This is a genomic window from Castellaniella denitrificans (assembly GCF_042653765.1).
GTDB classification, from domain to species: domain Bacteria; phylum Pseudomonadota; class Gammaproteobacteria; order Burkholderiales; family Burkholderiaceae_B; genus Castellaniella; species Castellaniella denitrificans.
On sequence record NZ_JBHSEZ010000001.1, the window covers coordinates 347,869 to 361,878 of the forward strand.

The following is a 14,010-nucleotide window of genomic DNA, read 5'->3' on the forward strand; positions in this document are numbered from 1 at the left end:
GCCGCCGACGGCTACCTGTTCGCCGCCCCGGAAAACCTGGCGGCGCTCAGCGGCGCCATGAAGGAATGCCTGGACCGCAACTACTACCACGTGCTGGACCGGATCAACGGCCGGCCCTACGGCGCCCTGATCACCGCCGGCTCCGACGGCGACGGCGCCCGCCGGCAGCTCGAGCGCATCTGCACCGGATGGCGCCTGAAGGCCGTCGCCCCGACCCTGATCGTGCCCATGCGGGCCCAGACGCCCGAGGCCATCCTGGCGCCCAAGACCGTGCCCGACGACTGGCTGGCGCGCGGCGCCGAGCTGGGCGGCACCCTGGCCGCCCTGCTGCTCTGACCGTTCGCACTACCCGGCGCGCGGGATCTTCGGGTTCTCCCTGATAAATTCGGTAAAATCCCGACAGGCCCGTTTCAAGGCACCCGTCTGCAAGCCCGGAGCACCCTCATGACCCACGTCGTCACCGAAAACTGTATCAAGTGCAAATACACCGACTGCGTCGATGTCTGTCCCGTGGACTGTTTCCGCGAGGGGCCCAATTTCCTGGTCATCGACCCCGAGGAATGCATCGACTGCGCCGTCTGTGTGCCCGAATGCCCGGCCAACGCCATCTTCGCCGAGGAAGACGTCCCCCAGGACCAGCTCGACTACATCCCCCTGAACGCCGAACTGTCGCCCACCTTCAAGCCCATCAACCGCTCCGTCAGCCCGCTGGACCGCGCCGACGACTGGAACGGCGTCGCCGACAAGCTCAAGTACCTGGAACGTCCCTGAGTTCCGCCCGCGGCCGGCGCACGCCGCCGGCCGTTCCGTCTGCAAAACCCCACATTCGGGCCGTATATGGTTCATATACGGGAAATTCCGGTAGCGCCCTGTCACGATTCCCGGTACTTTAGGTCCGGATGACCGATACTCCGGCGCGCGATCCGCTCCGGACCAGACTGACGGGAACGCCTACTCATGCTGTACGACCTGCACGAGCTCCAACGCTCGATCCTCGCCCCCTTCACGGCTTTCACTGAAACCGGTTCACACCTGTTTTCCAACCCCTACAGTCCGCTGGCCTACACCCCGCTGTCGCGGCAGTTCGCCGCCGCCTACGAACTGGCCCACCGCGTGGGCAAGGACTACGAAAAGCCGGCCTGGAACCTGGCCTCCACCCAGATCGGCGGGCGCGAGGTCGCCGTGCACGAGGACACCGCCCTGGCCCTGCCCTTCTGCCGCCTGGTGCATTTCCGCCGCGACACCCGCCGCCACGATCCGCGCGTGCTGCTGGTGGCGCCCCTGTCCGGGCACCACGCCACCCTGCTGCGCGACACGGCGCGCACCCTGCTGCCCAACCACGAGGTCTACGTCACCGACTGGATCGACGCCCGCATGGTGCCGGCGGACGAAGGCACCTTCGGCCTGGACGACTATGTCCGCTACGTGCAGGCCTTCCTGCGCCACCTGGGTCCCGACACCCATGTGATCTCGGTCTGCCAGCCCACGGTGCCGGTCCTGGCCGCGATCTCCCTGCTGGCCGCCGCCGGCGATTCCTGTCAGCCGCGCAGCATGGTCATGATGGGCGGCCCCATCGACACGCGCAAATCGCCCACCCAGGTCAACCGCCTGGCCACGACCAAGCCCTACGAATGGTTCGAGGACAACCTGATCCACCGGGTGCCGCCGCGCTACCCGGGCGCCGGCCGGCTGGTCTACCCCGGGTTCCTGCAGCACGCCGGCTTCGTCGCCATGAACCCGGACCGGCACCTGAAGTCCCATTACGACTTCTACCTGCACCTGCTGCGCGGCGACGACAGCGACGCGGAAGCCCACCGCCGCTTCTACGACGAATACAACGCCGTGCTGGACATGCCGGCCCGCTTCTACCTGGACACCATCCGCATCGTCTTCCAGGAATTCCGCCTGCCGTGCGGCACCTGGACCATCGACGGCGAACGGGTCGATCCCTCCGCCATCCGCAAGACCGCCCTGATGACCATCGAGGGCGAACTGGACGACATCTCCGGCCAGGGCCAGACGCACGCCGCCCATCATCTGTGCGCCAACCTGTCCCCGTCCATGCGGGAAATCCACACCGCCGCCGACTGCGGCCACTACGGCATCTTCTCCGGACGCCGCTGGCGCCAGCAGATCTGTCCTAAAATTTCTTCCTTTATCCGCGCCCACGCCTAAGCGCGACTGGCCGTTTATCTCCGGGGGACGGCTCGCGCCGTCCCCCGTGCATTTCCACTGCCGTGCCTACACTGACCGACACCCTCGACGCCCTGCTGCCGCAGACCCAATGCACGCAATGCGGCTACGACGGCTGCCGTCCCTACGCCCAGGCCATGGCCGAGGGCCTGGCCGACCTCAACCGCTGCCCGCCCGGCGGCCCGCGCGTGATCGAGGCCCTGTCGCGGGCGCTCGGCCGCCCGGCGCGGCCCCTGGACCCCGCCCGCGGCACGCACCAGCCTTTCCGGGTGGCGCTCATCGACGAGGCGCATTGCATCGGCTGCACCCTGTGCATCCAGGCCTGCCCGGTGGATGCCATCCTCGGGGCCAACCAGTGCATGCACACCGTCATCGAGGCCGACTGCACCGGCTGCGAACGCTGCGTGGCGCCCTGTCCGGTGGACTGCATCGCCATGGTCCCCGCGGGCCGCGACTGGACCCCGGACGACGCCGACGCCGCCCGCCAGCGCTACCAGGCCCGCAACGCCCGCCTGCGGGCGCGCCACGACGAGGCCGCGGGCCCCGCCGCGCGCACCCTGGCCAACAAGCCCGTCCTGGCCGCCCCCGACCCTCACGACAAACAGGATCGCATCGCCCAGGCCCTGGCCCGGGCGCGCGCCCGACGCCCATGAAACGCGCCGCCATCGAAGAATGCTTCCGCCGCCTGCGCGAAGCCAACCCCGAGCCCAGGACCGAACTGGAATACGGCAGCGTCTTCCAGCTGCTGGTGGCCGTCATGCTCTCGGCCCAGGCGACCGACCGTTCCGTGAACCTGGCCACCCGCGGCTTCTTTCCCGGGCACGGCACGCCAGAAGGCCTGCTGGCGCTGGGCGAGCCGGGACTGGCCGAGGCGATCCGCACCATCGGCCTGTACAAGACCAAGGCGCGCAACGTCATCCGCACCTGCGAACTGCTGCTGGAACGGCACGGCGGCCAGGTCCCCGACCGCCGCGAAGACCTGGAGGCCCTGCCCGGCGTCGGCCGCAAGACCGCCAACGTGGTGCTGAACACGGCCTTCCGCCAGCCCGTCATGGCCGTGGACACGCACATCTTCCGCGTATCGAACCGGACCGGCATCGCCCCGGGCAAGACCGTGCTGGCCGTCGAGCAGGCGCTGCTGCGCCGGGTGCCCAAGGAATACCTGCTGGACGCCCACCACTGGCTGATCCTGCACGGCCGCTACGTCTGCGTGGCCCGCAAGCCGAAATGCCCCCAATGCCCGATCGCGGACCTGTGCGAGTACCCGGACAAGACCCGCCCGGACGGCACCTGAACCGCCCCGCCGCCCGGGTCCGCCGGGCCGTCTGGGCGCCGTTACTGCACCGCAATATCCGGCCAATGCCGCGGCAACTCTGTAAAACCCCTATGGAGTCACGGCCCGGACCGTTCCATACTTGAAGCATTCCGCCAACGGGCGCCGCACTGCGACATGGGACACAGGGCATCATGGGCACAGAACCCAGCATCATTCTCGAAACCCGCCGACTTTCAAAAACCTTCCTCGGCTTCACCGCCGTGGACAACGTGGATCTGAAGATCCAGCGCGGCCACATCCACGCGCTGATCGGCCCCAACGGCGCCGGCAAGACCACCTGCTTCAACCTGCTCACCAAGTTCCTCGTGCCCAGCCAGGGCCAGATCTTCTTCGACGGCCAGGAAATCACCGGCGACAAGCCGGCCGAAATCGCCCGCAAGGGCATCATCCGCTCCTTCCAGATCTCCGCCGTCTTCCCCCAGCTCACGGTGCTCGACAACGTGCGCATCGCCCTGCAGCGCGCCACCGGCACCTCCTTTCACTTCTGGCGCAGCGAAACCAGCCTGCGCCACCTGGACGGCCGGGCCATGGAACTGCTCGCCGAGGTCGACCTGGCCGACTTCGCCTCCCAGATGACCGTGAACCTGCCCTACGGCCGCAAGCGCGCCCTGGAAATCGCCACCACCCTGGCCATGGAACCCAGCCTGATGCTGCTCGACGAGCCCACCCAGGGCATGGGCCACGAGGACGTCGACCGCGTCACCCGGCTCATCAAGCAGGTCAGCGCCGGGCGCACCATCCTGATGGTGGAACACAACATGAAGGTGGTCTCCTCCATCGCCGACCGCATCACCGTGCTGGCACGCGGCGCCGTGCTGGCCGAAGGCGACTACGCCGCCGTCTCGAACAACCCCGCCGTGATGGAAGCCTACATGGGCACCACCCAGGGCGAACTCGAAGGGGCCCATGCATGAGCCTGGCACTCGAAATCTCCGATCTGCACGCCTGGTATGGCGAATCGCACGTGCTGCACGGCGTGGACATGCGCGTCGAACCCGGCCAGGTCGTCACCCTGCTGGGGCGCAACGGCGCCGGGCGCACCACCACGCTGCGCGCGCTGCTGGGCCTGACCAGCCGGCGCACCGGCTCGATCCGCATCCAGGGCACCGAATCCATCCACCTGCCCACCTACCGCATCGCGCACCTGGGCATCGGCTACTGCCCGGAGGAACGCGGCATCTTCGCCTCGCTGTCCTGCGAGGAAAACCTGCTGCTGCCGCCCACCGTGGGCGACACCCTGGGCGGGGGCATGTCGCTGGCCGAGATCTACGACATGTTCCCCAACCTGCTCGAACGGCGCCACTCGCCGGGCACCCGCCTGTCCGGGGGCGAGCAGCAGATGCTGGCCGTCGCCCGCATCCTGCGCACCGGGGCCAACCTGCTGCTGCTCGACGAGATCTCCGAAGGCCTGGCGCCGGTGATCGTGCAGGCGCTGGACCGCATGATCCGCACCCTCAAGTCCAAGGGCTACACCATCGTCATGGTCGAGCAGAACTTCCGCTTCGCCGCGCCCCTGGCCGACCACTTCTACGTCATGGAACATGGCCAGATCGTGGAACAGTTCCCCGCCAGCCAGCTCCAGGAAAAGCAGTCCACCCTCGACAGCCTGCTGGGCGTCTGACCGACACCCGCCCCTTTCTCACCGATCCGCCGGCACAACCGGCACATACAGGAGACTTCCCATGAAACTGCGTACCCTATCCGCCGCGCTGGCCGTTGCCGGCCTGGGCTTCGGCCTATCGGCCCAAGCCGCGGGGATTTCCGACGACGTGATCCGCATCGGCTTCATCGCCGACATGTCCGGCGTGTATGCGGACATCGATGGCAATGCCGGGGCCGACGCCATCCGCATGGCGATCGCCGACATGGGGGGCGAGATCAACGGGAAGAAGATCGAACTGCTCACCGCCGACCACCAGAACAAGGCCGACATCGCCTCGGCCCGGGCCCGCGAATGGTTCGACCAGCAGCACCTGGACATGCTGATCGGCGGCACCAACTCCGCCACCGCGCTGGCCATGGCCGCCGTCGCGGCCGAAAAGAAGAAACCCTTCCTGGTGGTGGGGGCCGGTTCCTCGGCGCTGACCAACGCGCAATGCACGCCCTACACCGTCCACTACGCGTACAACACCGTCGCCCTGGCCAACGGCACGGGTTCGGCCGTGGTGCGCGAAGGCGGCAAGACCTGGTTCTACCTGACGGCCGACTACGCCTTCGGCCATTCCCTGGAACAGGACACGATGAAGGTCGTGGAAAAATCCGGCGGCAAGAACCTGGGCGCCGTGCGCGCGCCGCTGGCCACGACGGACTTCTCCTCCTTCCTGCTGCAGGCGCAGAGCTCGGGCGCCCAGGTCCTGGGCCTGGCCAACGCGGGCGGCGACTTCATCAATTCCGTCAAGGCCGCCAAGGAATTCGGCATCACCAACACCATGAAGCTGGCCGGCCTGCTGGTGTTCATCAACGACGTCCACGCCCTGGGCCTGGAGAACACCGCCGGGCTGTACCTGACGACCGCCTGGTACTGGAACCAGGACGACGCCTCGCGCGCCTGGTCCAAGCGCTTCTTCGAGAAGCACAACCGGGCGCCGTCCTTCCTGCAGGCGGGCGACTATTCCGCCGCCAAGACCTACCTGGAAGCCGTCAAGGCCACCGGCACCGACGACGGCGACGCCATCATGAAGCAGCTCAAGAGCGTCAAGATCAACGACATGTTCATCAAGAACGGCTACGTCCGCAAGGACGGCCTGACGATGCACGACATGTACCTGGCCCAGGTGAAGAAGCCCGACCAGTCCAAGGCGGCCTGGGACTACTACAACATCGTGCGCACCCTGCCGGCCGAGTCGGTCTACGGCGCGGAATCGACCTCCACCTGCGCCCTGCTCAAGCAATAAGCGGCGCATGAGCTCCGGATTCCCGCCTTCGGGCGGGAATCCGCGATCCGCGACACCCCTTCCGCCCGATTCCGCCGCAGCCCTATGACACAACTTTTCGGTGTTCCCATCCAGGCCCTGCTCGGCCAGCTCCTGCTCGGCCTGGTCAACGGCTCGTTCTACGCCGTGCTCTCGCTGGGGCTGGCCGTCATCTTCGGCCTGCTCAACATCATCAATTTCGCCCACGGCGCGCTCTACATGCTGGGCGCCTTCGTCGCCTGGATGGGCCTGCAATACCTCGGACTGAACTACTGGGTCATGCTGGCCGCCGCCCCCGTGGTCGTGGGCCTGTTCGGCATCGTCCTCGAACGCCTGCTGCTGCGCCGCCTCTACAAGCTCGATCCGCTCTACGGCCTGCTGCTCACCTTCGGCCTGACGCTGCTCATCGAAGGGCTGTTCCGCAGCTTCTACGGCGTCTCGGGCCAGCCCTACAGCACCCCCGCCCTGCTGCAGGGCGGCGTGAACCTGGGCTTCATGTTCCTGCCCATCTACCGCGCCTGGGTCGTCGTGGCCTCCATCCTGGCCTGCCTGCTGACCTGGTTCGTCATCGAAAAGACCCGCCTGGGCGCGCTGCTGCGCGCCGGTACCGAAAATCCCAAGCTGGTCGAGGCCTTCGGCGTGAACGTGCCGCTGATGATCTCGCTCACCTTCGGCTTCGGCGTCGGCCTGGCGGGTTTCGCCGGCGTGCTCGCCGCCCCCATCCTGCAGGTCTCCCCGCTGATGGGCTCGAACCTGATCATCGTCGTCTTCGCCGTGGTGGTCATCGGCGGCATGGGCTCGATCCTGGGCTCGATCGTCACCGGCCTGGGGCTGGGCGTCATCGAAGGCTTCACCAAGGTCTTCTGGCCCGAGGCCTCCAGCACCGTGGTGTTCATCATCATGGTGATCGTGCTGCTGACTCGCCCGGCCGGGCTGTTCGGGAAAGAATCATGAATCGACAACTGATCGCCTATCTGGCCGCCATCGTCCTGCTGGCGGCGCTGCCCGCGCTGGGCGGCTATCCGATCTTCATCATGAAGGTCATGTGCTACGCCCTGTTCGCCTGCGCATTCAACCTACTGCTGGGCTACACCGGGCTGCTGTCCTTCGGCCACGCCGCCTTCCTGGGGCTGGCCGCCTACGCCTGCGGCCAGTCGCTGACCGCCTGGGGCTGGCCCACGCTGGCGGGGCTGATCTTCGGCACGGCGGCCGCCGCCGTGCTGGGCCTGGTGTTCGGGCTGCTGTCCATCCGGCGCAGCGGCATCTATTTCGCCATGATCACCCTGGCGCTGGCCCAGATGCAGTTCTTCTACTTCCTGCAGGCGCCGTTCACCGGCGGCGAGGACGGCCTGCAGGGCATCCCGCGCGGCAGCATCCTGGGGCTGGATCTGAGCCAGGACATCAACCTGTACTACGTGGTGCTGGTGATCTTCGTGCTGGGCTACGCCCTGATCTGGCGCACCGTGCACTCGCCCTTCGGCCAGGTCCTGAAGGCCATCCGCGAGAACGAGCCGCGCATGATCTCGCTGGGCTACGACGTGGACCGCTTCAAGCTGCTGGCCTTCGTGCTCTCGGCCACCCTGGCCGGGCTGGCCGGAGCCACCAAGTCGCTGGTGTTCGTCTCGGCCACGCTGTCGGACGCCACCTGGCAGATGTCGGGCATGGTGATCCTGATGACGCTGATCGGCGGCATGGGCACGCTCACCGGCCCGGTGCTGGGCGCGATCATCGTGGTGGCGCTGGAAAACAAGGTCGGCGAGTTCGGCCGCTTCCTGATGCACCAGACCGGCATCGAATGGTTCCGCGTCCTGGGCGAATCGGTCACCATCGTCATCGGCCTGATCTTCATCGTCTGCGTGCTGGCCTTCCGCCGCGGCATCGTCGGCGAGTGGCTGGCCTGGCGGCAGAGGGCCGGCTGATCCGTCATCCGGTCGATGCAGTCAACAAAAATGGCCCTGACGGGCCATTTTTGTTGGGGGATGCGCTCTCAAGAACGCGGCTGAGCGCCGGCAAGCCCCAGATAGCTCTCGATGACGCGGGGGTGGCCGGCCAGCATGCGCGATTCGCCTTCCAGGACGACGGCGCCGGTTTCCAGGACATAGCCGCGGTCGGCCACGTGCAGGGCCGCGCGGGCGTTCTGTTCCACCAGCAGGATGGACACGCCGGTGCTGCGCAGCTGGGCAATGGTCTGGAAGATCTCGCGGACCACCCGGGGCGCCAGGCCCAGGCTGGGCTCGTCGAGCATCAGCAGCGCCGGGCGCGCCATCAGGGCGCGGCCCAGCGCCAGCATCTGGCGCTCGCCGCCCGACAGCGTCCCCGCCGCCTGGCCGGCGCGCTCCCGCAGACGCGGAAACAGCGCGTAGACCTCGTCCAGGGTGTCGCGCCAGCCGCGCACGCCGGCGCGGTACAGGCGAAAGCCCCCCAGCAGCAGGTTGTCGCGCACGGACATGCTGGCGAACAGTTCCCGGCGTTCCGGCACCAGCGACAGGCCCTGGCCGACGCGGCGCTCGATGTCCCAGCCCTGCACTTCGGTGCCCTGGAACACGACCGAGCCCCGGCTGTGCCCCCGCAGGGGCAGCGCCCCCATGATGGCGCCCAGCAGCGTCGATTTCCCGGCGCCGTTGGCGCCGATGACGGTCACGATCTCGCCCCGGCTCACCGTCAGGTCGATGGGATCCAGGGCGGCCACCTTGCCGTAATGCGCCGACAGGCCCCGGACCGACAGGACGGGGGCGGCGACGGGCGCGGACATGCCCGTCCCGGCGGCGGCATGGTGTCCGGTGCTCATGGGGCGCTCTCCTGTGGCGTGGCGCGGGCGGCGACGGGTTGCGGCGCGGCATCAGGCACGCCCCAGGTCTCGTCGAGGCCGCCCAGGTAGGCCTCCAGCACGGCCGGATTGCGCTGGATGTCCGCCGGGACGCCCTCGGCCAGCATCGTGCCGAAATCCATCACCAGCAGGTGATCGGTGAGGTTCATCACGAAATCCATGTCGTGCTCGACCAGCAGCAGGCTCATGCCCTCGCGGCGCAACTGGTCCAGCACCGCCGCCAGCGCCTGCTTCTCCTGGTAGCGCAGACCGGCCGCCGGCTCGTCGAGCAGCAGCAGGATGGGGTCGCAGCACAGCGCCCGGGCGATCTCCACGATGCGCTGGCGGCCCAGCGGCAGGCTGCCGGCGGGCTGGTCGATCACGTCGCCCAGGCCCACCCGCCCGATCTGGCGCGCGGCCTCGCGCAGCAGGGACGCCTCGGCGGTCCGGTCCAGGCGAAGCGCGGCCGACACCGCGCCGGCGCGGCTGCGCAGGTGGGCGCCCAGGGCGACGTTTTCCAGCACGCTCATGTCCGGCAGCAGCTGCACGTGCTGGAAGCTGCGCGCCATCCCCCGGCGGGCGATCTCGCGCGCCGGCAGGCCGTCGATGCGGTCCCCCATGAAGCGCACCGCGCCGCCGGACAGGGGCGCCACGCCGCTGATGAGGTTGAAGGTGGTGCTCTTGCCCGCCCCGTTGGGGCCGATCAGCCCCATGATCTCGCCCGCCCGCAGGCGAAAGCCGATGTCGTTGACCGCCACCAGGCCGCCGAATTCCTTGCGCGCATGGTCGACTTCCAGCACCAGGTCGCCGGCCGCGGGCGCCGGACGGCGCGGCAGCTCGGGCGCGGCGGCCAGGCGCGCCGGATCGTGGCCATCGGACTCGGCGCGCCCGCCCAGTCGCCGCCACAGCCGGGCCAGCACGGGCCACAGGCCGTCGCGGGCGAACTGCAGCACCAGGATCATCAGCACGCCGAAGGCGAGCAGCTCCAGGTTGGCGGTGGTGCCCACCAGGCCGGGCAGGACGTTCTGCAGCTGGTCCTTGACGATCAGGATGGCGGCGGCGCCCGCCACCGCGCCCCAGACGCTGCCCGAGCCGCCCACCACGGCCATGAACAGGTATTCGATGCCGTAGCCCAGGCCGAAGGGGCTGGGGCTGACGGCGCGCTGCATGTGCGCGTACAGCCAGCCCGACACGCAGCCCAGGAGGGCCGCGTAGACGAAGATCACGACCTTGTAGTGCGCCAGGTCCACGCCGAAGGATTCGGCCATGGAGCCGCTGCGCAGGGCGCGGATGGCCCGCCCCGCGCGCGAGTCCAGCAGATTGTGCGTGGCCCACAGGGCCAGCAGCAGGATCAGCCAGATCAGCAGGTACATGCGCGGCCCGGTCCCCAGGGACCAGCCGCCGATCGACAGCGGCGGGATGCCGGCGATGCCGTCGTAGCGGCCCAGGAAATCCAGGTTGCCGTACAGGTAGTACAGCGCCAGGCACCAGGCCAGGGTGCACAGGGGCAGGTAGTGGCCGGACAGGCGCAGCGTGATGGCTCCCAGCGCGTAGGCCACCAGGCAGGTCAGCAGCAGGCCCGCGGCCAGCCCCAGCCAGGGCGACGCGCCGCCCGCCGTCGTCAGCCAGGCCGTGGTGTAGGCCCCCAGGCCGACAAAGGCCGACTGGCCGAAGGACGTCAGCCCGCCGACGCCGGTCAGCAGGACCAGCCCCAGCACCACCAGGCTGTAGAGCCCGATGTAGTTCATCTGGGTGATCCAGAAGGCGGGCACGCCCGGCAGCCAGGGCAGCAGCGCCAGAATCGGGACCAGGATCATCAGGGCGTGGCGCGGGCGCATCAGTCCTCCTCGTCCAGGTGAACGCTGCCGAAGGAGCGCCACAGTAGCACCGGGATGATCAGGGTGAAGACGATGGCCTCCTTGAAGGGACTGGCCCAGAAGGAGGAAAAGGCTTCGAGGACGCCGACGAACAGGGCGCCCGCCGCCGCGGCCGGGTAGCTGACCAGGCCGCCGAAGATGGCCGCCACGAAGCCCTTCAGGCCGATCAGGAAGCCCGTGTCGTAATAGATGGTGGTGATGGCGGCGATCAGCATGCCCGACAGCGCGCCGATGGCCGCCGCCAGGGTGAAGGTCAGGCTGCCCGCCACCCGCGTGCTGATGCCCACCAGCCGCGCGCCGCGCCGGTTGACGGCGGTGGCCCGCAGGGCGCTGCCGTACAGGGTGCGGCTGAAGAACAGCCATAGCCCGCCGATCAGTACGGCGCAGGTGGCCAGCACCGCGAAGGTCTGCGCGGTCCAGGCCACCGGCCCGATCTGCACCGTGCCCTCGACCAGGGCCGGGGTGCGCCAGCCTTCCGCGCCGAAGAACAGCAGTCCCAGGCCGGTCAGGGCGAAATGCACGGCGACCGACACGATCAGCAGCACCAGCACGCTGGCCTGCTCCACCGGCTGGTACACCAGGCGGTAGATCATCGGCCCCATGGGCACCACCAGCGCCAGCGCGAACAGCACCCGCAGGGCCAGCGGCACGTCCGGCCCGGCCGCCAGCGGCGCCAGGGCCTCCAGCGCCAGGGGCAGGACCAGCGCCCAGCCCAGGGTGCGGCCGTAGCCGCGCCACTGGCGCGCGCGCCAGCACGAGACCGCCTCGGCCAGGCACACCAGCACGCCCATCAGCACCAGCAGGTGCGCCGTCCCGGGCACCCGGCCGTTGGCCAGGAACGCCAGGGACAGGGCGCCGAAGGTGACGAATTCCCCCTGGGGAATCAGGATCACCCGCGTCACCACGAACACCAGCACCAGCGCCAGGCCCAGCAAGGCGTAGATGGCGCCGTTCAGGATGCCGTCCTGCAGCAGGATCAGCGCGATGGTCAGATCCACGGCGCCCCTCCGCCGGTGCGCGCGCCGGCGGCCGCGGCATGCCGGAAACCGGCCCGGAACACGGGAAGGGAGGCGCCAGGCAGCATCATCACAGGTCCGGCTGGTAGGTCCACGTGCCGTTCACGACCTGCACCATGACGCGGCCGCGCTCGTCCAGGCCGGCGTGATCGGTCGGACTCATGGTGAAGACGCCCTGGGAAGCGGGCAGTTCCTTGACCTGTTCCAGCGCGTCGCGCAGGGCCGCGCGGAATTCCGGCGTGCCCGGCTTGGCGCCGGTCTTCAGGGCGCGGGGGATGGCATCGTTGATCAGTTGGCCGGCGTCCCACATGTGGCCGCCGAAGGTGTTGGTCGTGCCCGCGCCGTACTTGGCCTCGTAGGCCTTGACGTACACCAGGGCGCTGGCCTTGGCCGGATTGCTGTCGGGCAGCTGGTCCGCCACCAGCAGCGGGCCGGCGGGCAGGATCATGCCTTCGCAGGCCTTGCCGCAGACCCGCAGCACGTCGTTGTTGGCCGCGCCGTGGGTCTGGTAGATGCGGCCCTTGTAGCCGCGCTCGACCAGCTCGCGCTGCGGCAGGGCCACCGGCGTGCCCGAGGCGCCGATCAGGATGCCGTCGGGCTTGGCCGACAGCAGCTTCAGGACCTGGCCGGTGACGCTGGTGTCGGGCCGGGCGAAGCGTTCCGCCGCCACGATCTTGATGCCCTTGGCCTCGGCGGCGGCCTTCATTTCCTGCAGCCAGCCGTCGCCGTAGGCGTCGCTGAAGCCGATGAAGCCCAGGGTCTTGACGTTCTGCTTGACCATCGCGTCCGCCAGGGCCGCGGCCATCAGCGCGTCGTTCTGCGGCGTCTTGTAGACCCACTTGCGCGGACCGTCCACCGGCTCGACGAGCTTGGCGTTGGCGGCCACGCTGATCATGGGCGTGCCGGTCTCGGCGGCCACGTCCGACATGGCCAGCGAGCCCGGCGTCACGGAAGTGCCCAGCACCACGTCGACGTGGTCGTCGGCCGTGAGCTTGCGGATGTTCTTCACCGCCTGGGTGGTGTCGGTGGCGTCGTCCAGCACGATGTACTGCACGGTCTGGCCGCCGATTTCCGTAGGCAGCAGGGCCACGGTGTCGCGTTCGGGAATGCCCAGGGAAGCGGCCGGCCCGGTGGACGACACCGTCACGCCGACCTTGATTTGAGCCGTGGCGGCCAGGGGCAACGCGGCCAGCAGCGCGGCCGCGCCCAGGGTGAGCCGCATGGAAACCGGAAATGTCATGTTTGTCTCCGAATGTTTTTGACGGACCGTGCAATTCATGGCCACGAACCCGGCGGGCCGAGGCATAAACACATGAACGGGCGTCATATTATCGCAGCCCGGCGCAATTTGCTGCCACGCGACGGGCAATCCTTCGCGGCGGCGCGCCGGGCGGCCCTGCCCGGCGCCCGCTTCCACCGGGGTGAAAGTCGATTAAGATGGAGGATTGAAGTGAAATTCCGGACAGGTTCCTCGTGGACAAGACAGACGCCGAATGGCGCGCGCAGCTTTCCCCCGACGAATTCGCGGTCACGCGGCTGAAGCACACCGAGCGCCCCTTCACGGGGCGATACTGGGACACCACCCAGGCGGGTACCTATCTCTGCGTCTGCTGCGGCACCCCGCTGTTCGCCTCGGACACGAAATTCGACGCGGGCTGCGGCTGGCCCAGCTATTTCCAGCCGGTGGCCCCGGACCGCGTGCGCGAACTGCGCGACACCAGCCACGGCATGATCCGCACGGAAATCGTGTGCGCCGTCTGCGACGCCCACCTGGGCCACGTGTTCCCCGACGGCCCGCCCCCCACGGGGCTGCGCTACTGCATCAATTCGCTGTCCCTGAAGTTCATCCCGGCCGAATGAAAAACCGCCT

15 protein-coding genes are annotated in these 14,010 nt (G+C 68.8%); 11 read left to right on the forward strand and 4 right to left on the reverse strand.

The features are described 5' to 3' along the window. The 10 genes from ACFO27_RS01700 to ACFO27_RS01745 all read left to right on the forward strand — a co-directional run. Positions 1-336 (forward strand): NAD(P)H-dependent oxidoreductase (locus tag ACFO27_RS01700; RefSeq protein WP_376815731.1); only part of this gene is annotated, 336 nt, incomplete at its 5' end. A gap of 108 nt (positions 337-444) precedes the next feature. Beyond that, a complete protein-coding gene (gene fdxA, locus ACFO27_RS01705; RefSeq protein ID WP_376815732.1) occupies positions 445-771 on the forward strand; it encodes a ferredoxin FdxA in 327 nt (108 codons plus the stop codon). Between the two features lie 186 nt (positions 772-957). Further along, positions 958-2,175: a polyhydroxyalkanoate depolymerase gene (locus ACFO27_RS01710; protein ID WP_376815733.1), complete on the forward strand. Its 1,218-nt coding sequence runs from the start codon at positions 958-960 to the stop codon at positions 2,173-2,175. Positions 2,176-2,237: 62 nt separating this feature from the next. Further along, a complete protein-coding gene (locus ACFO27_RS01715) occupies positions 2,238-2,846 on the forward strand; it encodes an RnfABCDGE type electron transport complex subunit B (RefSeq protein WP_376815734.1) in 609 nt (202 codons plus the stop codon). Continuing rightward, entirely contained in the window at positions 2,843-3,487 is a 645-nt protein-coding gene (gene nth, locus ACFO27_RS01720) for an endonuclease III (RefSeq protein ID WP_376815735.1), read from the forward strand. The genes ACFO27_RS01715 and nth overlap by 4 nt, the downstream gene beginning before the upstream one ends. Positions 3,488-3,660: 173 nt before the next feature. Further along, positions 3,661-4,443: an ABC transporter ATP-binding protein gene (locus tag ACFO27_RS01725; RefSeq protein WP_376815736.1), complete on the forward strand. Its 783-nt coding sequence runs from the start codon at positions 3,661-3,663 to the stop codon at positions 4,441-4,443. Next, complete coding sequence (locus ACFO27_RS01730; protein WP_376815737.1) at positions 4,440-5,150, forward strand: ABC transporter ATP-binding protein; 711 nt, start codon at positions 4,440-4,442, stop codon at positions 5,148-5,150. The genes ACFO27_RS01725 and ACFO27_RS01730 overlap by 4 nt, the downstream gene beginning before the upstream one ends. Positions 5,151-5,211: 61 nt before the next feature. After that, positions 5,212-6,423 carry an ABC transporter substrate-binding protein gene (locus ACFO27_RS01735; protein WP_376815738.1) on the forward strand — a complete coding sequence of 404 codons (1,212 nt, stop codon included), beginning with the start codon at positions 5,212-5,214 and terminating at the stop codon, positions 6,421-6,423. Between the two features lie 84 nt (positions 6,424-6,507). Further along, positions 6,508-7,395, forward strand: a complete 888-nt coding sequence (locus tag ACFO27_RS01740; RefSeq protein WP_376815739.1) for a branched-chain amino acid ABC transporter permease — start codon at positions 6,508-6,510, stop codon at positions 7,393-7,395. Next, positions 7,392-8,360 carry a branched-chain amino acid ABC transporter permease gene (locus ACFO27_RS01745; protein ID WP_376815740.1) on the forward strand — a complete coding sequence of 323 codons (969 nt, stop codon included), beginning with the start codon at positions 7,392-7,394 and terminating at the stop codon, positions 8,358-8,360. Before ACFO27_RS01740 ends, ACFO27_RS01745 begins: the two co-directional genes overlap by 4 nt. A gap of 68 nt (positions 8,361-8,428) precedes the next feature. Here the strand turns inward: ACFO27_RS01745 and ACFO27_RS01750 are convergent, their stop codons facing one another. The 4 genes from ACFO27_RS01750 to ACFO27_RS01765 form a co-directional block, all read right to left on the reverse strand. Then, complete coding sequence (locus tag ACFO27_RS01750) at positions 8,429-9,229, reverse strand: ABC transporter ATP-binding protein (RefSeq protein ID WP_376815741.1); 801 nt, start codon at positions 9,227-9,229, stop codon at positions 8,429-8,431. Beyond that, positions 9,226-11,085, reverse strand: a complete 1,860-nt coding sequence (locus tag ACFO27_RS01755) for a branched-chain amino acid ABC transporter ATP-binding protein/permease (RefSeq protein WP_376815742.1) — start codon at positions 11,083-11,085, stop codon at positions 9,226-9,228. The genes ACFO27_RS01750 and ACFO27_RS01755 overlap by 4 nt, the downstream gene beginning before the upstream one ends. Further along, a complete protein-coding gene (locus ACFO27_RS01760; protein ID WP_376815743.1) occupies positions 11,085-12,122 on the reverse strand; it encodes a branched-chain amino acid ABC transporter permease in 1,038 nt (345 codons plus the stop codon). Before ACFO27_RS01760 ends, ACFO27_RS01755 begins: the two co-directional genes overlap by 1 nt. An 88-nt stretch (positions 12,123-12,210) precedes the next feature. Then, complete coding sequence (locus tag ACFO27_RS01765; RefSeq protein ID WP_376815744.1) at positions 12,211-13,380, reverse strand: ABC transporter substrate-binding protein; 1,170 nt, start codon at positions 13,378-13,380, stop codon at positions 12,211-12,213. A 233-nt stretch (positions 13,381-13,613) separates the two neighbouring features. On the opposite strand from ACFO27_RS01765, the gene msrB reads away from it, so the two are divergent. Beyond that, positions 13,614-14,000 (forward strand): peptide-methionine (R)-S-oxide reductase MsrB, encoded by a 387-nt coding sequence (gene msrB, locus ACFO27_RS01770; RefSeq protein WP_323025477.1) that lies wholly within the window; start codon positions 13,614-13,616, stop codon positions 13,998-14,000. Positions 14,001-14,010 lie beyond the last annotated feature (10 nt).

Excerpts from the sequence above, each read along its gene's own strand:
- fdxA (WP_376815732.1), top strand. The coding sequence starts at position 445 with ATGACCCACGTCGTCACCGAAAACTGTATCAAGTGCAAATACACCGAC.
- ACFO27_RS01710 (WP_376815733.1), top strand. The coding sequence starts at position 958 with ATGCTGTACGACCTGCACGAGCTCCAACGCTCGATCCTCGCCCCCTTC.
- nth (WP_376815735.1), top strand. The coding sequence starts at position 2,843 with ATGAAACGCGCCGCCATCGAAGAATGCTTCCGCCGCCTGCGCGAAGCC.
- ACFO27_RS01725 (WP_376815736.1), top strand. The coding sequence starts at position 3,661 with ATGGGCACAGAACCCAGCATCATTCTCGAAACCCGCCGACTTTCAAAA.
- ACFO27_RS01730 (WP_376815737.1), top strand. The coding sequence starts at position 4,440 with ATGAGCCTGGCACTCGAAATCTCCGATCTGCACGCCTGGTATGGCGAA.
- ACFO27_RS01735 (WP_376815738.1), top strand. The coding sequence starts at position 5,212 with ATGAAACTGCGTACCCTATCCGCCGCGCTGGCCGTTGCCGGCCTGGGC.
- ACFO27_RS01740 (WP_376815739.1), top strand. The coding sequence starts at position 6,508 with ATGACACAACTTTTCGGTGTTCCCATCCAGGCCCTGCTCGGCCAGCTC.
- ACFO27_RS01745 (WP_376815740.1), top strand. The coding sequence starts at position 7,392 with ATGAATCGACAACTGATCGCCTATCTGGCCGCCATCGTCCTGCTGGCG.
- ACFO27_RS01750 (WP_376815741.1), bottom strand. The coding sequence starts at position 9,229 with ATGAGCACCGGACACCATGCCGCCGCCGGGACGGGCATGTCCGCGCCC.
- ACFO27_RS01755 (WP_376815742.1), bottom strand. The coding sequence starts at position 11,085 with ATGCGCCCGCGCCACGCCCTGATGATCCTGGTCCCGATTCTGGCGCTG.
- ACFO27_RS01765 (WP_376815744.1), bottom strand. The coding sequence starts at position 13,380 with ATGACATTTCCGGTTTCCATGCGGCTCACCCTGGGCGCGGCCGCGCTG.